Below are 20860 nucleotides of genomic sequence, written 5' to 3'. Positions count from 1 at the left end.
TTCCCCTAATCTAGTGTTGCGGTGTGCCGAAGTCCGCAGGCAGATCGAATTTCATGTTGAATAATGTGAACGCCATCCGGTCGGCAGCGTCACTGACGACCTGGCTTCGACTCGTCCCCGCGCCATGGCCAGCATTGAAGGCGACGCTTAGCAAAACCGGCGCGCCTGGTGCCGCCGCAGCCTGGAGACGGGCCGCAAATTTCAGGCTATGCGGCGGTGCGACCCGATCATCCGTGTCTGCCGTCCCCACAAGGACGGCTGGATATTTCCGGCCATCGACGATGTTATGATAAGGGGAATAGCCGTATAGAACCGGAAACAGTTTTGGATCTTCCGGGTCGCCGTACTCTGTCGACCAGAGACGACCGTTGGTGAATTTCGGGAACCGCAACATGTCCAGTACACCGACCGTTGGCAGCGCCACGGCGAACAGATCGGGGCGACGGGTAATCGCGGCGCCAACAAGCAGACCCCCGTTGCTATAGCCGAAGCTGGCGAGGTGCCCGGGGTCGGTATAGCCCTGATCGATCAGATATTGGGCCGCATCAATATATGCGTCGAAAACGGCGGGTTTGTTCTCGAGCATGCCGGCCTGGTGCCATGGCTCGCCATAGACGCCGTCTCCCGGCAAGATCGGCATCGCGAATACACCGCCCATATCCATCCACGTAACCTGCTCGGGTCGAAAATCGGGGGTTAGCAACCATCCAAACCCCCCATACCCGTAGAGAAGTACGGGGGTGTGCCCATTCGGCTCAACATCCTTGCGATGGCCGAGAAACATGGCGATCCGCTTCCCGTCTCGCGCCGTGAAGAAAACTTCTTTTACCTCATAGTCCTCAGGCTTCATCGCCCCGAGAGGCCGGTACACCAGGGTGGACTGTCCTGTGATCAGATCATAACGATAGCTTGTATCGGGGACGGCCAAACTTGTGAAACCGTAGTATACGGATGTCTTATCTGGTCCCGAGGCAAAACCATGTGCCGTCCCCAGACCCGGCAGGCGCACGTCACGAATATATTTGCCTTTAAGGGAGTAAACCTTAACGACGGAGGTGGCATCACGTAAGTACTGGGCCAGAAAGTAGTTCCCCCACCGCGTGACATGAACCAAGGGCAATTCAGTCTCAGGTATAACAGAAACCGGTTTGTTCCCTGGTTTCATCCGAAGAAGGCGACCGTTGGGCGCCCCAATATTGCTGGTGAAGTAGATATCGTCACCCAGCGATGAGACAAACTGCAGACTGTCCAACGAACTGTCTGTCACAGGCACAACAGGCTGGAAGGCTCCGTCGCTTTGAAGGTTTTTGTATAGTAAAATCGGCCCGTCTCCGGCGTAACCGGAGCTGATCAGCAAATACTTACCATCAGAAGACATACGTGCGGCAAACAGATAATCTGGATTGGCCTGATCCTCGTAGATAAGTCGATCTGAGTCTTGTGATTGCCCGAGTTTATGAAAATAAAGCTGCTCGCCGGAATTCCCGGCCATATGTTCCGTCCCGGCCACCGGCACGGGGAAGCGCGTATAGTAGAACCCCGATCCATCGGGCGCCCATATAACATCAGTAAATTTGTTCCACCGAATTGCCTCTCCAAGATCTTGCCCGGTTACCACGTCAGCCACTCGCCACACGCGCCAGTCCGATCCCGCGTCCTGAACGGCGTATGCGACCAAGTGCCCCTGGGGCGCGACAACGGTGCCTGCCAAAGCGCGCGTGCCGTCTTTCGACCATTGGGCTGGGTCAAGCAGCTTCCTCCCCGTGCCGGCCTCGCCCTCTCTTACCCACAATGCAGACTGCTGCTCACCGGGGCCACGGCGCATGTAAAACTGGCGACCATTGATCACGCGCGGTGTGCTAACCTGTTCGATGTCAAAGAGGTCATCGAGTCTCTTCCTTATCAACTCGCGCTGAGGAATTGCCTCCAGGTAGGTTCTCGATATGCGGTTTTGTGCGACAATCCAGTCTTTGACTTCATTTGAGGCCCGCCAGTCAGTCTCAAGCCAACGGTAAGGATCCTTCACCATAACGCCTTGATAATCCGATGAGACGTCATCACGTTTCGTCTGCGGATATATGACTGCACCCATCGTGGGTGGCGTCACTTGCGCCTGGACATTGACACCGCCCATCGTAGTCAGTGTCGCGATCACTGCAGTTAAACCTATTGAATTACGCACGCCCCTGCCCTCACATTTCCGAAGTTTTGGATACCGATGTTTGTGGCTTGCGACGGCATAACAGGTACACAGCCAGACCCAATCCGTTCCAAGCAGCAAAATAAATTTGGGTCATGTGCGGCAGATTGTAGAAGAGATAAGCACATCCCAATACCGCGATCGGCGCTAAGACCCAGACAACAGGAACCTTGAATCCTCTCGGCAAGGTCGGTTCCCGGAAACGCAATATCATGACGCACAGACCTGCCGCTACGAAGGCGACCAGGGTGCCGGCATTGGCCAACGCCGCGATTTCATCCAATGGAAATAGCCCAGCGAGGATGGACACCAACACTGATGTGATCAATGTGACCCGCACCGGCACGCCTTGCGCACTTACCCTCGACATGAACCGTGGCAGAAGACCATCGCGTGCCATAACGAAGAAGATGCGGCTCTGACCAAATAGAAACGCGAGAATAACCGTTGGCAATGCCACAATGGCCGCGGCGGCTATGATAAGTGCTAGTCTGGACTGTCCCAATTCCCGCAGGATTAGGGCCAAAGGCTCAGGGCTATTGGCATAGGCCAGGAACGGCATTGCACCAACTGCAACGGCTGCCACGGCCACATAAATTGCGGTACAGAGGACCATTGCGCCAATAATGCCTATGGCGAGGTCGCGTTTGGGATTTTTCGCCTCTTCCGCCGCTGTCGATATGGCGTCAAAACCATAGAAAGCAAAGAAAATGATAGCCGCGGCAGCCAGAACGCCGCGTTCATGCCCGCCGACAACGGACTTCTCGAAACCGTACGGCATGAAGGGGTGGAAATTGCCGGCATCGAAATGCGGCAGCGCTATGCAAATAAACAAGATAAGCGCTAAGATTTTTACGACGACCAGGATGGCGTTCAAGGTCGTGCTCTCTTTCGTGCCTAGACACAGAAGACCCGCAACCAAGAATATGATTCCAACAGCAGGCAAATTGACTATTCCACCTGCGTGAGGCCCCGCCTTAAGGGCAATAGGCATATGAACACCAATGGTGTCGAGAAAGCCTGTCGCATATCCCGACCAGCCTACCGCGACAGCCCTGACGACCAGCGAATATTCAAGGATAAGACTCCAGCCGACGACCCAGGCGAATATCTCACCCAATGCGGCATAGCTGTAAGTATATGTACTGCCAGACGCTGGGATGGAGGTCGACAACTCGGCGTAACAGAGGGCGGCGCACGCACAAACAATACCGGCGATGATAAACGACAGCATTACTGCAGGACCGGCCAGTCCGGCCCCAACGCCTATAAGCGTATAGATGCCCGTACCCACGATCGCGCCCACACCAAGCGCCATGAGATGCCACCAACTCAAGGTACGCTTTAATCGGTTATGAGGTTCGTGTTCGGCAAAAATAGCTTTACGCTGAAATAGTCCCATTCCGGTCTCCTCCCCCTGTAGCTTTATTAAACTTTTTATATATGTCAAATTATTTGATGAGATTAAAAAACTTGGCACTTATGATGAACTGTTTCGGGCATGGGTCCGTATGCCGCGCAGGGCGCAGCTTGAGGCAACAAACCCATAAGGTTTCCCGAATGCCATCTCAGCGAAATCGATCCTGAGGCCATCGTGGTTGGCTCCTGCGTGCCCTTGGGCGGAACGGAACTCCTGTGATAACGGTTGTGCGATCCATCTTTCCAAAAGCGCAGGCACATTCATGGCCCAGGACAGGCTCCACATTTCCGGAGCACTGGATGCAGATCACATCGGCTGGAACCGTCGCCGAAATTTGGTGCTGACTGGCACAATTTTCGGGTCGCCTTCCCGTTGGCGCAATATTGTTGCGTCCCAGATTCTCTGGTCACATCGCCGACGCACAGGGCATAACAGGGCATAGCAGATAGGCCATAAATTTGAGCCAGCCCTTGCTGCGCGATGTATGAGCCATACATCAAACGTAGGGTACCCCCTATTCTATGGCAATGCGGGACACGATTTTTGGAAATGTTCATTTCTTGCCATTTCTGTTCGACAAAATGGGACGAATCTTGAGTTCGTGTAAAAAATGACCCTGGAGATCTGCCCGTAAATTATCGCCAGGTGAGGCTCTACATCGGACGAAAGCGACCCTGGAAAGATGCGCTGACGGGCAACGGGTCCGCACTGCCGTTTATGAGGATTCTTAGGTGTCCGTCCTCATCCCGGCGCACGGCGCGGATTGCCGAGACTCGGACGATCGCACTGCGATGGATTTGCCAAAAGACCTCCGGATCCAGTTGATCAACCAGCTCTTTCAGCGGCATCCGGATATGGGCTGAACCGTCAGCAGTCAGCACACAGGTATATTTGTCCTCCGACCGAAAGGCCAGGATGTCATCGACCGAAATCATGCGGATCGTGTCGCCCGCGCCCGTCGAAATCCACCGCATCCGCTTTGTCTGCGGGGCCAGCCCGGCGGATAAGATCGACAGTAACGCGGAGGTGTCAACGCGCTGTTGGGAATCAAGACGCCTTCTGATCCGAGCAACAGCCGTGGCCATTCGGTCTCGCCGCACGGGCTTGAGCACGTAATCCGCCGCGCCGTCATCGAAAGCTCTAAGCGCGAAATCGTCGTAAGCCGTAACGAATATGATGTGGGCATCTCCTGCCGCGCGCGCGACTTCAAGGCCGCTGACGCCTGGCATGCGAATATCGAGGAAGATTACGTCAGGGCTGTTGTTGCGAATAGCTTCGATCGCCGTGAGGCCATCGGCGCACTCGGCCACGATGACGAGCTCAGGCCACAGTTCAGCAAGCAGGTTTTTCAGTTCTTCACGCTGGGCGCCTTCGTCTTCGGCGATAACGGCGGTCTTGCTCACTGCGTGGCCATTTCTATAACCGCACACGTGCCGCCGCCCGCACGTCCAACGATGGCCAACGACGCGTTGGCCCCGAAGCGGTTGCGCAGCTGCGCCCGAACATTAGCCAGGCCCATACCCTGGCTGGGGCCTGGGACCAGACCTGCACCATCATCCTCCACGACCACGCGCATACGCGCGTCATGCAATGTTGCACGAATGGCAATCTCACAGGGACCAGGCTTGGGCTCGACGCCATGCTTTACGGCGTTCTCGACCAGCGAAATCAGGATCAACGGCGGAAAAGGCAATGCGCGAATTGCATCGCTGACGTCGATGACAATAAGGATGCGCCCCCCCATGCGGATATTCATCAGCTCCAAGTAACGGTGACACAGCGTAACTTGCCGGCCGAGTGTCGCGTCGGCTTCACCGGTATCGCGCAGGGAGGGCAAGGTGGCGCGCAGATAGTCGGCCAGCGCGTCTATGGTCATGGCTGCGCGCTTGGGATCGCTCGCCACCAACGACCGGACCGAGGCCAGAGTATTGAACAGGAAATGCGGCTCGACCTGAGCCTGAAGAACGGCCATCCGAAGGTCGGCGGCGTCGCGCTCCGAACGCAGAGCGCTAACTTGCTGTTGCGCTTCATATGCGGCCAGCCGGCGGCGTTCGTTTAAGTATGGTACCAGGGCAAGGCCGCCGCCGACCGCTACAAAAACCAGCGTGCTGCCGTCAAGACCGAAACGCAGCGCACCAGAGAGCGCGGAAAATAGCCACGGTGCCGGCGGCGCAGTGGAATGACCAGGCAAATGCGCCATCAGGACCTGATGATAGGAATTGACCCACAGTTCCATCGACTTGGCGACGACCAGCCCGATCAGTAGAGCCACGATGACCAGAACCCGTTCCCAGCGTAATGGCAAGCGGATATAGCGCACACCCGTTGCCAGCAGAGGCCCGGCGCTCACCATTACAAGACCGCCGGCGCCCGCCACCAGCGCCAGAATGGGCCAGTCGCCGAGTGCATTCATGCCGAAGGCGTGCCAAGTGGCGTAACCGGCACCATAAACGAGGGCGATAGGCCAAAACAGCCACGCACGCCGCAGCCACCATTGCCAGCTGAAGGCCAGGTACATGTCGTGGCGGCGCCACCATCCCCATTCCGCAGGTAGAGAGCCGGGTATTGGCTGGTCAAGATTGGCTGAGCGAGTCATTCCTTAGCTTAGCCGATTACGGCTCGGCGCGCATCCTCTCTCATCCTGGCTATTCCCACTTCATCCGGCTGAATGACGGCTTCGTCGCATGAACAATCCGTTGCATTGGAACTGAGCCTAAACTGCACGAATTGGAAGCGCCTATGACAAAGGAATACCCGTGCATACCCAGACCCGACGCAACCTTCTCGCTACAGTAGCCGCAGGTATAGGGGCATGGTCCACATCGGGCAGGTCCGCGACCGTTGCTTATATCTGCCCCCCTTGCGGATGCGCAGCTGACGGCCAGCGGTTCACTGAGAAAGGCCTTTGCCCAGCATGCGGCATGGCGCTTGTGCCTTTGCCCTCGGATGTGCTCGTGCCCTTTGAGCCAGACGCGCTTGAAACCGGCCGCGGACGCTTCGAAATGGCAGCGGGGCCGGCGCGACCGGGGGTCCGCATCGTGGTCCATTATTACAAGCCGCAACACCTTACACCGGACTCGCCCATAATCATCGTCCTTGCAGGCGCCGGGCGTAATGCTGATACCTATCGTGACGCTTGGATTGGCGAAGCTGACCGGGCCAATGTCTTGGTTGCGGCGCCGGCCTATCCCGAAAGCATCTACGATATAGCGGCCTACCAGATGGGCGGAACGGTCAAAGATTTCGTCGTCCACAACATGCCTCCAGACGCCGGGACGGCGCCGCACATTTACCTCCGGGACGAGGATATCGTCTTTTCGGTCAATCCTGATCGCAGAGGGTGGATATTCGAAGACTTTGACCGGCTGTATGGCCTGCTCGTGGCAATGACCGGGTCACGACGCACGCATTACGACCTTTTTGGCCATTCCGCCGGTGGCCAGGTGCTTCATCGCCATGTCCTATTCCATCCACAATCGCGCGCGGACCGCATCGTCGCCGCTAATGCCGGGCTCTATACTTTGCCGGATCTGAAGCGCACCCCCCTACTGGGCATGGCGGGAACAGGTGTTACCGAACACGGCCTGCGGGCATCCCTTGCCCAAAAGCTCATTATCCTGGCCGGCGAGACGGATATCGCCGCAAACAATGGCGGCAGTCTGCTGCATACTCCGTTGATCGACCGTACGGGTATTGATCGGTTGGCGCGCGCCCGATACTTCTACAAATACGCCTGTGACGCCGCTTCACGCCTTGGAGTCCCGCTGGCGTGGACTCTGGAAATGGTACCTGACACTGGACATGATTACAGGACAATGAGCACGGCAGCGGGCAGACGACTGTTTCCGCCGTCTAGCCGAGCTTGAGCCGTCTGAGCGCCCTTTGCGGAAGCGGAGGCTAGTTGGTAATTTGCCGCCTGACAGGCTCTATCTCGACTTTAAAATCCTTTACCCACGCCAAGCCGGAACCACTCATGATTTCAGTTCCGAGCTCAACGTCGGCATAGTAAAATTGCTTCGGCAGAATCCCTTTTCCGACGGCGTACTCCGTGAGCTTCGCTACATCATAGGATGCGTGAAGTGAGGGGTTCTTGGAACGGAAGGTTAGATATATCCAACGATTGCTATTTTCACCCGACGCGTCGCCCCAATTTTTATCGACCCAGACCTCCCAGACCTGGCCGTCCAGTTCTACCTCAGTTGTTTTCGATCCAGCCGGCGTGAGATGGCCGGACGTTGCATAGGTCCAGATCATCAGTTCGGCGAGAATATCCGACGGATTGGGGTTTTCGCTGATGTCACCACTCCTGGTCAGCCACATCGACGTCGCGACATTGTGGCGTCCATTGGTTTGAATTTCGAGGTCGTGGGATACACGGAGGCTCCGGACAGCGTCATTCCTGATAGGTAGCGCCGAGGGGATATTTGGCAACGGTGCCCAAGGCGAAGCACCTTGCTTAACCTGGGGGTATCCGAAGATATCTTTACCATTTTCCGGCCATGACCACGACCAGCCCAACGCACCCGTCTTTGGATCACGCTCAATGCACTGGCTCCATTTGAAGTCACCAGCGGCACCTTTGTTCCAGACGTTATTGTTATAGATATCGCGTCCGCTGATTTCGGAATGGTAATCCGCACAGCTCACCGTTTCAGTAGCAGATTTCGTCCAGGATGCCCTTGCCGGACCGCTGCATCCGCCAAATAATACTAGCGCCTGCATTGTAGTGAGGAACATAAGCCCTCTGATTACTGAAACCGCCACGATCTTCCCCCATTGTATAGTTACGCGAATGCGTCGAATGTTCCCCCCCCGTTTCCGGGAACGGCGGCACCCTCCGTCTCGCTTGCCGATTCACTTTCTGCTCCAATTCTACTAAACAATCATGGGGATGCGTATAAAAAGTTGGACTGGTTTAGGCGCTAAGGCCAAGACTTTTTCGATATTCGATAGGACTACGTGCGCCAAGCCTCGGCATTTGCTGTCAGATCAAACGACATTTTAGCTGCCTTGGCGGGTTCAAGCGGCCCTTCTGGATTGTTGGGCAGTTTCATCATCATAGGGGGAACGGCTGACGCCAGGACAATGCTATGCAGCCGACCTTCGCCGTGATCGGCGATGTACTGCACGACTTCACCGCCGCCCATCGAGAAGCCAACCAACGTGATGTCGCTCAAGTCGAGCGCCTCTATCAAGCCGGACAAATCCTTCGCCAATGTTTTGTAGTCATAACCGGCAATTGGCTTGTCACTTTCGCCGAAACCGCGGCGATCGTATTGAAGGCGGCCCACACGGAGTGAATGTCAGCCATGCTGAAGAATTCAACACAGCATTGCTCAAATTTCTTGAAGCCAATGCCGAGGGTAGTAATACGGATGCGTTGAGCCGACCCGTTCCTGTGACCGATTAATATATCACGTGTCCCCGGCTTTGCTCCGGAGTGCCGATAAACCGACGGCCGTCTTCTGGCGGCCGTTTTCAATTCGCGGCTAGCCGTGGGTTATTATCCGCCAGCAGTGCAGGCCAGAACGATTAATCGCTGTCACGGCTTCGAAGTAGCCGGTGTGACCGAACCCTAGCGGGAGGGCGGCGAAGGGCCGGCTGAATAAGCGAACCTCGTCCGTCAGTCTTTGGATCAAGTGGCGCCACCCTCTCGCCGTGGCGGGCGCATGGCATTGCGACGATCGGCGTGGAGAGCGTGGATTTGTTCTGATCGTGTCGGCCGACCCAACCAGTAGCCTTGCGCCTGTTCACAACCTTCTTTTGCAAGGCGATCATATTGCGCTTCCGTTTCGACGCCTTCGGCCGTCACAACAGCGGAAAAACTCTTACCGAGACCAATGATCGCCCGAACAATCGCCAGATTTTCGGGAGAGGTGGTCAGCTCGGAAATGAAGGAGCGGTCAATTTTCAGTTTGTCGAATGGGAAGCAGCGCAGATATCCGAGACTGGAATAGCCCGTTCCAAAGTCGTCCAGGGCTATCCGAACGCCAAGCTGCTTCAGTTGATGCAGAATTCGAATGTTCTCGTCGCTGTGTGTCAGGAAGATTGATTCCGTTATTTCCAGTTCGAGCCGGTTTGGCGCCAGTCTCGCCAGATCCAAGGCCCGCACCACGTCAGCCACAAGCGCAAATCCTTTAAACTGCAGGGGCGACAGATTCACGGCGATACGGGCATTGCCGGCCCAACTGGCCGCCTCTCCGCAGGCCCGTTCAAGAACCCATCTACCAATTCTCTCGATCAGGCCTGAAGACTCCGCAACGGGTATGAATTCGGCAGGGGAAATCCGCCCCCGTGTTGGATGCTGCCAGCGCAGAAGCGCTTCGAAGGCCTCTACCCTGCCGGTGGCCGTGCTCACGATCGGCTGGTATTCGAGGAACAGTTCACCATTAGCCAGAGCGGTGCTCAGTTCGTCCCGCAAGGTCCGCTGGTGATCAGCCTTCTCCTCCATCTCGAACTCAAACCAGGCGTAGTCGCCTTTGCGAGTGCTTTTTGCGGCATAGAGCGCCAGATCCGCCCGTTTCATCAGTGCGTCGGAAGAGCTTCCATGCTTCGACTTCAGAGCGATGCCCGCGCTACAAGCCACCGAAACCATCTGTCCGTCAATGGTGAAAGGCTCGCTGATTGCGGCGATCAGGCGCATGGCGAGTGCCGAGGCGCTGTTTTCGGTCACATGGCCGTTATGAAAGACGCCAAACTCGTCCCCACCGAGACGCGCGACAACGTCACCCTTGCCTAACTGGGATGTCATGCGATGCGAGACATGGCGCAGGAGTTCGTCGCCGGCGTGATGACCCAATCGGTCATTCACCGCTTTGAAGCGGTCGAGGTCTAGCAACAGGAGAGCGAAGTCCCCGCCCTTCCCGCGCTTCCGATCCATTGCCCCGTCAAGTATGTTCTGAAACTTCAGGCGATTGGGCAAATCCGTCAGGACGTCATGCAAGGCCAGGTGCCGGCTGCGTTCTTCCACTCTCAGCTTTTCCGTAACATCTTCGGAAATCCCAAGAAGGTACCGCGGTTTGCCGTCAACGTCGGGTACACCGACCTTTTGGGTTCTGAGAGATCTTACGCCTGTAGGCGTTGTCAGCGGTTCGTTTTCGATGGTGACCAGACTACCGGAAGCTACTACGGCCTGATCAGCCTGGCGGAAGCGCTCGGCCTCTTCGGCATCGAACAAATCGAAATCCGACTTGCCGATCAGGTCGTGCCGACTGACCCCAAGCAAATCTTCACCCGCCCTGTTCAACAAGACGAAGCGCCCATCCCTTGCGTCTTTCACAAACACCATGGACGGGATACTTTCGACGATAGCATCGAGAAAAATCTGGGTGCTCTTGAGCTCGATGGACGCCTGTTCACGTTCCGTGACGTCGATATTCCAGACGACGACACAATCCTTGTCCTGGTAACGCATGGGGCGTGCATACCTTAACACGCGGATCCGGCTGCCATCGGCTTTGACCTTCAGGCTTCGATGATCGGGGTTTAGTACACCTGCCGCTCCCATTATTTCCTGATAAGCAATGGTTCGCTCATCCTCCACATAGAGGTCGAGGATATTCATTTTCAGGAGCTGCTCTCGGCTGAAACCGTACAGGGCGCAAGTGGCGTCATTGACGGCCAGGAATTCGAGCGTACAGGCATCGAATATCCACATGGCGATGGGATTCTGCGCGAACAAAGTCTCGAAGCCCGCGTCAGTACCATCTGTGCTTGCCTGCACAGATGTTTGTTCTGAAGAACCGCTACAGTTTTTTTGCACGCTTACTCACCTGATCATGAACGGCCAACACTGTCCGTCGGTCTATTTTGATCCAGGAATGTACCTGACCAGTATTTCAAAGCTCTTAATTCGCAGAACGACGTTACTTATGGTAAACAGACAGGGATATACCTATTCTATTACTGGATATTCATGCGCATAGTGGATGCGTCTCTTCCGCCGCTATTTCACGCACGGAGCAATTGAAGTACGATATCGGAGCGATGCATCGTCCAGAGGATTAACGTGTCACCGATCCGGACCTCGTAAATTTCGCAACACATTTACCAATATCTCGACCGTGAACGGTTTGACGATGTAATGATGGAATCCCGCTGCCGCCGCGCGGTGACGAAATTTGTCCCCGGTCCATCCGGTGAATGCCACGAATAGAGTAGTACTAAGCCCAGGCATAGCGCGCAATGTGTCGCACAGGTCGAAACCATCCAGACCTGGCAATCCGATATTTAGAAAGGCTACGTGCGGGGCATAGTGGCCGGCGATAACCAGCGCCTCTTCAGCACTTTCGCATATACGCGCATGGTGACCGAGTTCTTCAAGCATGTATCCTAGGCTAAGACCGAAACCCAGATTGTCTTCTACCACCAAGACCCGCAACGGCTTGGCAGTTGGCTCTACGCTGTCACCCGGCCGCACCGCCACCCCTTCACTTTACAAATTAACAGGGTGGCAGTCCACACCACATTGAAGCCTTACCGGCTCTCGGAGACAAACAAAGCTAGCCGTGCCTGTCCGCTATGTTCACAAGTAACAGTTCAATTCCGCCGCGTCTGTCCACTACTGCACACAAGACCTGATTTCCGAGTGTCCCAATGACTGCCGCAACAAGAGATCAGATGCGCCAGAATGCTCTGCTCTCATTCCTTCATGAAGATGACTGCCTACGCCTCCTGCCGCATACAATGGCGATTTACAAAGATGCCAATGAGGTCTTGGTCGCAGCCGGCGATGACGTGGTCGATACCTGGTTTCCGTGTGGCAGCACCTTGGCTGCCTTTTGTCTATCGACACCTGAAGGCGACGCCGTGGACGTCGGTTTCGTCGGCCGCGAAGGCGCGATCGGTGGGGTTGTTTCCAACGGCCATGTGCCAGCCTATTCCACGGCGGTCGTGCGCGTGGGCGGATTATTTCTACGTATGAAGACATCTGCCCTCGAGCAGGCGAAACAGGAATCCCTCGCCCTTCGCTACTGGTTTGCCCGGTACTCCGATTGCTTGATGGCGCAGCTATTCCAGACCGCAGCCTGCAATGCCACTCATACCATCCGCCAGCGGCTGGCGAAATTAGTCCTGGCAGGTCATGCACGGACCGGGGATCAGTCCTTTGAGATGACGCAGGAACAGTTGGCGAGCATGCTGGGTGTCGGACGAACCTTCGTCAGCCGTGTCATTGGATCGATGCGCCAGGAAGGTATTATCGATTCGAAGCGTGGCAGGATCATCATCAGTGATATGCCGGCCTTGCGCCACCAATCATGCAACTGCCATGAACTGGTAGACGATCATTTCGATACCGTCCTACACGGGATTTATCCCAAGAGCTAACGAGCCAGCCGTTGGATAAACAGTGGCATTGTCATGCATTTGCAGGCTTTGGATTCGCTCGCAAGACCTCTTGCCCCCGGTGCGTTAGAACCACCGCCGCCATATGGCAACGCTGATAATAATGATCGACGCCATCACCATCGCGGCCGTAACGATTGCGAATCCGAAAATCCCGGAATGAAAGAAAGGCGTGTCGAAGTTCATTCCGAAGACGCCTGCCGCGCAGCCGATGACGCCGGTTACGACAGTGGCGATGGTAAGCGCCTTGACCAGCTGATTGGTATCCTGCGCCACTCGTGTGGTGTACAGATCGAAACTACCAACTATGGTCTCGCGCGCTCGCGCGACGCTGTCGTCGAGACGATCCAATGTGCGAGAAACTGCCTCGAAATAGCAGTGGTCAGAACCTTCAATATGGGCAAAGAAGTCAGGCCGTGTAAGGGCATGCACAGTACTCCCCGTTTCACCTATCGCCGCACGGAGCTTCGAGACCTGGCGCCTGAGAATCGCAAGCTTTTTCAGCGGCTCCTTGGCTTCGCGCGCGCTCAAAATACCTTCGTCAAGCTTGTCAATCTCGCGGTCTATAGAGGCGATGGCCAGTCGGTAATCGTCCAGTATTTCCGAGAGGAGAGCCGCTGCCAGCGCCGACGCCGTGAGCTTGCCGTTCAGGCTCTCTCCCCGGTCTGTCTCAATGAACCTGTCCATGAATTCCGCGCGCCCCGTCGCTACCGTAATCAGGCATAGGGGGCTGACTACGAATAGTAATGGCGTCTCGGGTTGGGTTCGTAGGTTGGGATTGGGCACAAAAAAGCGATAACAGTTGTCGTAAATCTCTAGATTGGCCGTGCCAGCCTCCGCCGTTACTGCGGCTTTGACCTCGTCGGGCAATCCGTTCAGTTTTACAATTTCCGCAACGCTGCCCGAAATCCACAGCAACTGCGACGCGTTCAACTGGGCAAAATCGAGGACTTGCCCCTCGATGTCTTCGTCATGCCCCGCCGCATTGTAGAGGAGGATGCGCAATTCCGATTTGCCCTTGGCTCCGCTACGCGGCTGGTGGGCCTGAGTGCCCTTAGCGCCTTTTTTGTGCGAATTCGCACGACCACTGCTGCTCATCGCGCCCTCAGGCCCTTCGACCTAATCTTTGTCAATTTGGAAACCACGCCCATGTGCCAGGATGCCATGTCCGCGGCTTTTTCCTATGCCACCTCCACGGTGGCCTCGTGATTTTCGCAACCGGACAACCCATCCCCATCGATCGAGTGTGTCGGACGGATGAAGGTGACCATGTCGATAGCGGGAATCAATCTGTCGGGCCGGTCCGCGCTCGCCATCATACGCTCCAGAAGCTGAGCGCTCGTGGGCATCACTAACAACGATTCAGCATTTTGCATGAGGGGCTCCTTCGCCAGCCGTCATATGAAACACAGTCGGTGAATGACATCCCGACGTGCATGCTTCCTGGCAAATTTTCCATAAGCGCGCCTAGACGGCCTGAGTGTTACCTAACACCGTCGGTTTGCTCGGGTCCTTTGGCAGCACACTGAATTGACCGTTGGATCCGAGTATGACTGTCGACACGCCATCCATGCCCGGTATGCCTTTCTCATGAACCGCGGCTTCGATTTCAGGTCGCGTGACGCGTTCACGGCGGAGTTCGGAGTCCAGGAACATGCCATCGTGGTAAAGGACTGTTGGGGTGGCCGTTACAAGATTTCGGAACCAAGGCCACCGGCACGCGGCGACTGAAAGACCGTACTGGAAAGCGATCAGCAGAAAAATCGCCAGGACGCTCTCGGCAATGGATTGGTCACGGGTGAGCATGGCCTTGGTGAGTATGGATCCCAGCGCCATGGTGACGACCATGTCATAGGCGTTCATTCGCGAGAGGGTTCGCTTGCCGGACAGGCGGAGCATGACTATGAGGGCCGCATAAGAGGCCAGGCCCACGACGAATACGCGTAGCAAGGGGGCCCAGCCGTCGAAAAAGAGATGATCCATTCAGGTCTCCTCCTCCAGCCTGGCAAACCGCCGGCAATGTTCAAGATAGGCGCCTTCGTGAGCCATGATGAGATCGACGACACTGGTCCACAGCCATGACGGGGCATCCAGTGTTTTCGTGCGATTGCGGCGCAATTCGCTTTGCCAGCTTCGCCGTGTCGCCGCGTCCATTTGCCGTGCGTGCGCCCTGCCGACGATCAGGGCGAGATAACGGGCGACCCGGGCCGCCTCCTCGGACGTAAGGTGTTCAATTTCGAACTTCAGGTCCTGTGGCATCAATTCCCGGATGAACACGGAATGCTTTAACACCCTGCCCGGCAGTAACCGGTCGCCAAGCGCCGGTGACAGGTGCCAGGCGCCTTCCGCCACCCGTTGTGCGTTGTCGCGCGGCATCTTTGCGCTCTGATCGCGTGGCGCCAAAGCAGTGACAGCCTCTTTCACATCCATCAGGCACAGTTCACCCGTCTCGCCGCCGACGCGTATCAGCGCTGCGTACCGGACGTTTCCTAGGCTGCTGCAGCCCTTGACCCAAAAAGCCGTATCAAGAACTTCGATACGCGCTTCATCGTCGCGTGAACGGAGCGCGGTTACCAGGCGCCGAACCTTTTCATCTTCAAACAGTTCGGTAAGGGCCTCGCGCTCATCATTGGTCAGAGGCCAGTATTTTTTCCCGAGGGGAATTCCCGGTTGACCGTCAATCCGGTCATCAGCCAACTGCTTCCATTGCCGCTTGAGCGCCCGCTGAATGGCCTCCGATACGGCAGCCGGCACATCCTCGTCCGGAACCTGGCCTTCATCGAAGGCGACCTCGTACCCATCTATCAGTGCCTCGAGCATGAGGGTCGTCATTACGCCCGGCAGGTCCGAGCCGCGCGCCGCGCTCGCCAGGGACAGACCCAGTCGGATCAGGTCATGCGCCGGATTGCCGATCACGGTCTGATCGAGGTCCCTGATCTCGATATGAACATCGCCTTTCGCGTTGGCTATCGGGCCCAGATTACCGATATGACAATCCCCGCAAATCCAGATGGGTGGTCCGTTTGGTATCGAGGTCGCACCGCCCTCAAGCCATTCATAAAATTTGGCTGTACTGCCCCGGACATAGGCATGGGCAGATCTTGCCATTTTTTTCCGGCGCCGATCCGTCAGCACCTCTACCCGGTCTTCCACCGAGGTCCACTCAATACTTTTTTTTCTCATTCCGGTTTCCGCACGCGCCTAGGTGGCGAACGGAAAATCTGCTGTAGGCGTCATAAGTAAGAAAGGGTGAGTACGGACGAAATGGTAAGCGCTTCGTAAGCCAATCCATTGGATTATCGAGCGTAATTGTGCCCTTTGGGCGGGATCGCGTCCATTTTCAGCTGAAACATAATCCCTCCCCTAATAGGGTCGACGCCAAATTAACCCTCGGTCCGCCGGCCATGGCTCGCCTTGGCACGTGCCCGTTTTTCAAAACATTCCGAAAGCCTTGAGATGGCTTGGTAGAACGCAGCGCTCCCTAATTTGACTGAAAATGCCAGGGCCGCCAGCGTATCGACCGTCTGAGTGTAATTGCCATCGCTATCGTCGAATAAGTCCAGTTCGCGCTGAACAAAAACCGCGAGGTTGAACACATCGACATCCGACGGCTCACGCATCCGCAGCGCCAGGTATTCGATCACGTCGCAGGTGGCACCGATCCGGTCTTCCGGCGTCAGCTTGTAGGCGATCAGTCGCTTGGCGATCTCGGCGCGGACAATTTTGGCGCTGCTTTCTATGATCATGAGAAACTCCTCTCATTTTCGTTTTTCCAGAAGCTTCGTCAGCAAACGATACGGATGGTCGATTGAGAAATGAGAACGTCATATGGCGTGGTGTGTGGAAGCCAAGCCTATTATTCCACCCAAATGCGAACCCGCTTTCGATTGCATCGCTTCCTTACGGCGTTACCCGCAGACTTTAACCGCAGTTTGGGGTCTGGTCAGCTAACCGGACAGATACGTAAAAGCCACCCTACACAGAGGACCAGGATGATCGCGTTCAATGAATTCTTTGAAATAGAACCAACCGACCCCGGGCTAAAGAGCGCTCTCCATTCCGAACATTTGAAACTCAGCAGGATGAAAGCCGAGCGCCAGACATATTGGCGTTTGGGACCTGCGAGCCAGCCGGCCGGCTTTATCGGTGTCGAGCAATATGGAGCCGTAGCCGTTCTTCGATCCATTCTGGTCACGCCGGACTACAAGGACCAGGGATATGGCGCGGGACTGATCAGCCTGGCGGCTGGTAAACTCAGACATGCAGGCGTCCGCGAGATTTGGGCTGTAACGGAGTCAGCAAAGAGTTTCTTTGAGCATCTGGGTTGGAAGGTCCGGGATGACGGTGACGTGCCCGAACCGGTTCGCCATTTGCCCATACCAGACGGTACAGACGCTGAAGGGGGTATATATATGTCGACTCAACTGGCATGAGGCTTATGGACCTATGCGGCCCATCCGTTTCCGTTCGCTCCCTCGCCTGTGCGACTTCAGTGAACTAAGATAATCGCGCCAGTGCGCTTACATATTTGCCTACACGTTCAAGCGAGCGGTTTCGCGCAAGTTTTGGTGAATATGCGTGGCGGCAATTGCCGCCTGGCCGACGGCAACACTGATTTGGTTCAGCCCGCTGACAACATCGCCTACCGCAAAAAGGCCCGGGAGGGTGGTTTCCTGATACATATCCGTAACCAGTTTGCCTTCCGGATCACACTGTGCGCCTAGGTCTTTAGCGAGACCGTTGCGCGGGTGGCAGCCGAACATTGGATAGATCGCGTCGAAGGCCCGGGTATTGCCCGCACATCGAACGGCAGCGCGCCCGTTAGGGTCGACCTCGACTGTCGCGTTGCCCGTGTGTATGACCGGGATATTGGCGGCCGCAAGGCGCGCTGCATCGTCCGCGCCAAAGGCGGCTTCGTCGCCGACGTGATAGAGGGTCAGACGGTTGGTGTAATCATGCAAATGTAGCGCGTGCGATGCACCGTGCTCGGTCCTGGAAATGACGGCGACGTCCTGGTCGATAATCTCGTAGGCATCGCAAACCGGACAGAGCCGGATACCGCCTGACTCGATCCCCACACGCCAGTTCGCCCCGGACATGCCGAGATCGGAAATACCTGTTGCCAGTATAACAGTGCGCGCATGGATCGTCTCGCCGGTTTCTGTAGTGAGACTATAGCGATCGTCTTTCCGGGCCAGCGTTGTCATTGTGCCCTTAAGCGTATCGATGTCATAGGGCGCAAGTTGCTCTTGAAGGCGCGCCAGCAGACTTGCCCCTGTCACGCCATGTGGGAACGCTGGAAAATTGTGGGAAACGGGGATCAGGGCGGCTCGGCTCTCACCTGCGTCAATCACCAGGACCTTGCGCCGGAAACGGGCAAGATAAAGTGCTGCCGTGAGACCGCCTGGCCCGCCGCCGATCACAACACAATCATATAGTCTCTTTAAGTCAATCACCATTCGTCCTCGCGCCTAAGGCAGTAACCGCGCATCGCGTGGGCGCCGCAGAATTTACCGTAGATACCAAGAGATCGACTGCTCACGGGGTCTCGGAATGCGGCATGTCGACCGGTTTCGATTCCGGGGATCCAAATTGCCTGAGCCAGATGGAGAGCAGGACGATCGACGCGATGGCAAGAAACTCACTCTGCCAGTTTTGAAAGGACTCGAACCAGAAACGTGGCTCGCCCAGAAATGCCATGAACGCCTTTGGCACTTCATGTTTCAGTTGCTGATCATTGACGTAATCCCGATAGCTCCCCCACGCGTGGAGGCCAAAACTGGCGAGAAACAGGAACAGGAACGCCAGGCTGAGCGAGCGTTTGTAGAGCGTCAGCACCCATCCGCCCCTTTTGACGGGCCACGGCGCGTTTGGGCCTGGCTTCGGCTCTGCATCGACGTCTTTAGGCCGATCAAGCGCCTTCGATTCCGACGACCCCGCCTGGCGTAATTTCACCGTGACAAGGACGTAAAGGAACATTTGAAGGAATTCGCTCTCCCAATTTTCAAACGTCACCTCGGCAAAACTGCCGCTCGTGAGGTAGGCGCCGAATGTCAATGCCGCGGCTCCTTTCTCCTGCAATTCATCGTTATGTTCTAGCCAGCCGGTGATTGCCTGGGCGGCCCAAAAAATCAGGAAGAATCCCACTGCGAAGATCGAAAGTCCGTTGCGATAAAGAAACCCGCGCCGCTTCGAAGCTGCCATTTTCACAATCTCCCTCTACACCTTCCATCGTAGTACTGGCTAAGGTGAAGACGGCCTTTTTGTCCCGGCCGACCCGTGCCCCGCCATTTGCCAGAGCGACTCCAGCCGTTCCAAATGCGAGCGAATACTGGAGGCTGTTGGCCGGAAAGTGCCGGGAATCCATGGCCCCATTGCTCACTTGCGGCTGGGAAATGTGAACGGCACATAGGTCAACCCCGTTTCTGCACCCTGGGCTCGACCCGGAGGACAGAGACGTCGGTCCTCGGTGACCTTGTAAGGGCGAATAGAATCGTATCCGCCAATTCTTCGGCATAGAGCATTTCATGTTCGGCTATCGCCTCCCGTTGCTCCTCCGGGCTTTTCTCCTGCATGTCGGCCCCTACCGATCCGGGCTCGACGAGCGTCACCTTGATGTTGTCGTCCATGACTTCCTTGCGCAGGGTCTTGGCATAGGTCTCAATACCCGCCTTCGTGGCGGCGTAGACGCTGGTGCCGGGCGACTGCGCTTCTGCGCTGATAGAGCCGACAAATACGATGTGTCCCTTACCCGAATTGCGAAACCGCATAATCGCTTCGCGCGCGCTGGCGATATAGCCGACGAAATTGGTCTCCACGGCATTCCGCCATTCGTCGTCTGGAAGATCCTGCGCACCTTCAACACTCAGACCGGCATTTGCGATCAGGATATCAAGCCCGCCGAGTTGGCTGTCAACGGCCGCGAACACCTTTGCAATGCCATCCTTGGTCGCCACATCAGCAACCAGGCCGTACACGGTCTCGGAAACCTTTCGGGCATTTTCGAGCGAATCCTGAAGTTCGGCCTCGTGACGCCCGAACGTCAGGACCACTGCCCCGGCCTGAGCAAGTTGGGCTACCGTCGCCCGGCCAATGCCTGTCGTGCCACCGGATACAAGGACACGCTTGCCTTGCAGAGATGTTTGGTCGACGGTCATATTCATGTCCTTGAGCTGCTGGAATCTAAATGCGCCAAACACCTAAAATTACGGACCAGATTGTAAGAATGAAATGCCTGTAAACTGGACGGAATCCCCTTTTTCCATGCAGCATGTCGGTGGGACAGCGCCTATTTGGCATAGGGGCGGGGAGAAGTCGGATCGCGTATTGAAGAGACCCCGGTCGATTATCTTTGAATAAGTGGAGGCGGTCGAGCGCTTTGGTAACCAGTTCAAGCCATAGTGAAAGTATCGCCGAACGAGGATCCCCCATGCTGACCCAATTGATTTATCATAGCCAATACGTCCCCGGCGATTCCGGCGCCCTGAGTACGGTTCGAAATATCCTTCAGACGTCAGAGATCAACAATAGTCGCGACGGCATTACCGGCTTCCTGATCTTCGACAAGTCCCATTTCCTGCAGATACTTGAAGGCGACTTTCAGTGCGTCCATCGGACATTGGAACGCATCAAAGGCGATCCACGACATCGCGACCTGACGGTCGTCGCCGACAAATCCATAGAGGCACGTGCATTTACGGACTGGGCCATGGGCGGATATGTCCGTTCAGCAGACTCCCAGGCGGTTTATGCCCGCCACGGTATAGCGGGTGATCTTGACCTCGGTGTCCTGACGGGTGCAACGGTGGTCGCGCTTGCACTCGACCTTCTGGCCTTCGAGACGGCGCGCCAAAAAGAGCGTGTCGTCGGCATCGCTACCCACGATCCGGTATAGC

General features: G+C 56.2%; 20 protein-coding genes. 4 read left to right on the top strand and 16 right to left on the bottom strand.

The genetic code is table 11. The features are described 5' to 3' along the window. Positions 1-10 precede the first annotated feature (10 nt). From ACTHND_RS17260 to ACTHND_RS17245, 4 genes are all read right to left on the bottom strand, one after another. Positions 11-2155, bottom strand: coding sequence for a prolyl oligopeptidase family serine peptidase (locus ACTHND_RS17260; protein WP_440179208.1), 2145 nt, complete (start codon positions 2153-2155; stop codon positions 11-13). 37 nt (positions 2156-2192) lie between these two features. Then, positions 2193-3602, bottom strand: a complete 1410-nt coding sequence (locus ACTHND_RS17255) for an amino acid permease (protein ID WP_440179207.1) — start codon at positions 3600-3602, stop codon at positions 2193-2195. Between the two features lie 671 nt (positions 3603-4273). Continuing rightward, complete coding sequence (locus tag ACTHND_RS17250; RefSeq protein ID WP_440179206.1) at positions 4274-5023, bottom strand: LytR/AlgR family response regulator transcription factor; 750 nt, start codon at positions 5021-5023, stop codon at positions 4274-4276. Next, positions 5020-6138, bottom strand: coding sequence for a sensor histidine kinase (locus tag ACTHND_RS17245; RefSeq protein WP_440179205.1), 1119 nt, complete (start codon positions 6136-6138; stop codon positions 5020-5022). Before ACTHND_RS17245 ends, ACTHND_RS17250 begins: the two co-directional genes overlap by 4 nt. A 238-nt stretch (positions 6139-6376) precedes the next feature. Between ACTHND_RS17245 and ACTHND_RS17240 the strand changes: the two genes are divergently transcribed. Then, entirely contained in the window at positions 6377-7486 is a 1110-nt protein-coding gene (locus tag ACTHND_RS17240; RefSeq protein ID WP_440179204.1) for a heavy metal-binding domain-containing protein, read from the top strand. Positions 7487-7517: 31 nt separating this feature from the next. Here the strand turns inward: ACTHND_RS17240 and ACTHND_RS17235 are convergent, their stop codons facing one another. From ACTHND_RS17235 to ACTHND_RS17220, 4 genes are all read right to left on the bottom strand, one after another. Further along, positions 7518-8357, bottom strand: coding sequence for a GH12 family glycosyl hydrolase domain-containing protein (locus ACTHND_RS17235; protein WP_440179203.1), 840 nt, complete (start codon positions 8355-8357; stop codon positions 7518-7520). Positions 8358-8575: 218 nt separating this feature from the next. Further along, complete coding sequence (locus ACTHND_RS17230; protein ID WP_440179202.1) at positions 8576-8911, bottom strand: alpha/beta fold hydrolase; 336 nt, start codon at positions 8909-8911, stop codon at positions 8576-8578. A 344-nt stretch (positions 8912-9255) separates the two neighbouring features. Further along, positions 9256-11382: a putative bifunctional diguanylate cyclase/phosphodiesterase gene (locus tag ACTHND_RS17225; RefSeq protein ID WP_440179201.1), complete on the bottom strand. Its 2127-nt coding sequence runs from the start codon at positions 11380-11382 to the stop codon at positions 9256-9258. Between the two features lie 249 nt (positions 11383-11631). Then, positions 11632-11988: a response regulator gene (locus ACTHND_RS17220; protein WP_440179317.1), complete on the bottom strand. Its 357-nt coding sequence runs from the start codon at positions 11986-11988 to the stop codon at positions 11632-11634. A gap of 251 nt (positions 11989-12239) precedes the next feature. Here ACTHND_RS17220 and ACTHND_RS17215 point away from each other — a divergent pair, with 251 nt between their 5' ends. Then, a complete protein-coding gene (locus tag ACTHND_RS17215; protein ID WP_440179200.1) occupies positions 12240-12947 on the top strand; it encodes a Crp/Fnr family transcriptional regulator in 708 nt (235 codons plus the stop codon). A gap of 84 nt (positions 12948-13031) precedes the next feature. On the opposite strand, the gene ACTHND_RS17210 is transcribed toward ACTHND_RS17215, so the two are convergent. The 5 genes from ACTHND_RS17210 to ACTHND_RS17190 all read right to left on the bottom strand — a co-directional run bounded on the left by ACTHND_RS17210 (position 13032) and on the right by ACTHND_RS17190 (position 16711). Further along, positions 13032-14063: a magnesium transporter CorA family protein gene (locus tag ACTHND_RS17210; protein WP_440179199.1), complete on the bottom strand. Its 1032-nt coding sequence runs from the start codon at positions 14061-14063 to the stop codon at positions 13032-13034. Positions 14064-14146: 83 nt separating this feature from the next. Continuing rightward, positions 14147-14341 carry a hypothetical protein gene (locus ACTHND_RS17205; RefSeq protein ID WP_440179198.1) on the bottom strand — a complete coding sequence of 65 codons (195 nt, stop codon included), beginning with the start codon at positions 14339-14341 and terminating at the stop codon, positions 14147-14149. Between the two features lie 91 nt (positions 14342-14432). Then, positions 14433-14948 carry a DUF421 domain-containing protein gene (locus ACTHND_RS17200; RefSeq protein WP_440179197.1) on the bottom strand — a complete coding sequence of 172 codons (516 nt, stop codon included), beginning with the start codon at positions 14946-14948 and terminating at the stop codon, positions 14433-14435. Then, positions 14949-16148 carry a DUF2252 family protein gene (locus ACTHND_RS17195; protein ID WP_440179196.1) on the bottom strand — a complete coding sequence of 400 codons (1200 nt, stop codon included), beginning with the start codon at positions 16146-16148 and terminating at the stop codon, positions 14949-14951. A 200-nt stretch (positions 16149-16348) separates the two neighbouring features. Further along, on the bottom strand, positions 16349-16711 hold the full coding sequence (locus ACTHND_RS17190; protein WP_440179195.1) for a hypothetical protein: 363 nt from the start codon (positions 16709-16711) through the stop codon (positions 16349-16351). A gap of 246 nt (positions 16712-16957) precedes the next feature. Between ACTHND_RS17190 and ACTHND_RS17185 the strand changes: the two genes are divergently transcribed. Beyond that, positions 16958-17398, top strand: coding sequence for a GNAT family N-acetyltransferase (locus ACTHND_RS17185; RefSeq protein WP_440179194.1), 441 nt, complete (start codon positions 16958-16960; stop codon positions 17396-17398). 99 nt (positions 17399-17497) lie between these two features. Here the strand turns inward: ACTHND_RS17185 and ACTHND_RS17180 are convergent, their stop codons facing one another. The 3 genes from ACTHND_RS17180 to ACTHND_RS17170 all read right to left on the bottom strand — a co-directional run bounded on the left by ACTHND_RS17180 (position 17498) and on the right by ACTHND_RS17170 (position 20122). Beyond that, a complete protein-coding gene (locus ACTHND_RS17180) occupies positions 17498-18424 on the bottom strand; it encodes an NAD(P)/FAD-dependent oxidoreductase (protein WP_440179193.1) in 927 nt (308 codons plus the stop codon). Positions 18425-18503: 79 nt separating this feature from the next. Further along, positions 18504-19169: a DUF6766 family protein gene (locus ACTHND_RS17175; protein WP_440179192.1), complete on the bottom strand. Its 666-nt coding sequence runs from the start codon at positions 19167-19169 to the stop codon at positions 18504-18506. A gap of 209 nt (positions 19170-19378) precedes the next feature. Further along, on the bottom strand, positions 19379-20122 hold the full coding sequence (locus tag ACTHND_RS17170; RefSeq protein WP_440179191.1) for an SDR family oxidoreductase: 744 nt from the start codon (positions 20120-20122) through the stop codon (positions 19379-19381). A 272-nt stretch (positions 20123-20394) separates the two neighbouring features. Here ACTHND_RS17170 and ACTHND_RS17165 point away from each other — a divergent pair, with 272 nt between their 5' ends. Beyond that, positions 20395-20859: a BLUF domain-containing protein gene (locus ACTHND_RS17165; protein ID WP_440179190.1), complete on the top strand. Its 465-nt coding sequence runs from the start codon at positions 20395-20397 to the stop codon at positions 20857-20859. The last annotated feature ends 1 nt before the right edge of the window (position 20860 follow it).

This window comes from Asticcacaulis sp. (assembly GCF_051954415.1).
Classification (GTDB): Bacteria; Pseudomonadota; Alphaproteobacteria; order Caulobacterales; family Caulobacteraceae; genus Asticcacaulis.
The sequence above is the reverse complement of the archived record's forward strand: the minus strand, read 5'-3'. Positions and strand labels throughout refer to the sequence as shown.

Bases quoted from the DNA above. Each gene is read 5' to 3' on its own strand.
- ACTHND_RS17255 (WP_440179207.1), bottom strand. From the start codon at position 3,602: ATGGGACTATTTCAGCGTAAAGCTATTTTTGCCGAACACGAACCTCAT.
- ACTHND_RS17245 (WP_440179205.1), bottom strand. From the start codon at position 6,138: ATGTACCTGGCCTTCAGCTGGCAATGGTGGCTGCGGCGTGCGTGGCTG.
- ACTHND_RS17235 (WP_440179203.1), bottom strand. From the start codon at position 8,357: ATGTTCCTCACTACAATGCAGGCGCTAGTATTATTTGGCGGATGCAGC.
- ACTHND_RS17215 (WP_440179200.1), top strand. From the start codon at position 12,240: ATGCGCCAGAATGCTCTGCTCTCATTCCTTCATGAAGATGACTGCCTA.
- ACTHND_RS17210 (WP_440179199.1), bottom strand. From the start codon at position 14,063: ATGAGCAGCAGTGGTCGTGCGAATTCGCACAAAAAAGGCGCTAAGGGC.
- ACTHND_RS17205 (WP_440179198.1), bottom strand. From the start codon at position 14,341: ATGCAAAATGCTGAATCGTTGTTAGTGATGCCCACGAGCGCTCAGCTT.
- ACTHND_RS17200 (WP_440179197.1), bottom strand. From the start codon at position 14,948: ATGGATCATCTCTTTTTCGACGGCTGGGCCCCCTTGCTACGCGTATTC.
- ACTHND_RS17195 (WP_440179196.1), bottom strand. From the start codon at position 16,148: ATGAGAAAAAAAAGTATTGAGTGGACCTCGGTGGAAGACCGGGTAGAG.
- ACTHND_RS17190 (WP_440179195.1), bottom strand. From the start codon at position 16,711: ATGATCATAGAAAGCAGCGCCAAAATTGTCCGCGCCGAGATCGCCAAG.
- ACTHND_RS17185 (WP_440179194.1), top strand. From the start codon at position 16,958: ATGATCGCGTTCAATGAATTCTTTGAAATAGAACCAACCGACCCCGGG.
- ACTHND_RS17180 (WP_440179193.1), bottom strand. From the start codon at position 18,424: ATGGTGATTGACTTAAAGAGACTATATGATTGTGTTGTGATCGGCGGC.
- ACTHND_RS17175 (WP_440179192.1), bottom strand. From the start codon at position 19,169: ATGGCAGCTTCGAAGCGGCGCGGGTTTCTTTATCGCAACGGACTTTCG.
- ACTHND_RS17170 (WP_440179191.1), bottom strand. From the start codon at position 20,122: ATGACCGTCGACCAAACATCTCTGCAAGGCAAGCGTGTCCTTGTATCC.
- ACTHND_RS17165 (WP_440179190.1), top strand. From the start codon at position 20,395: ATGCTGACCCAATTGATTTATCATAGCCAATACGTCCCCGGCGATTCC.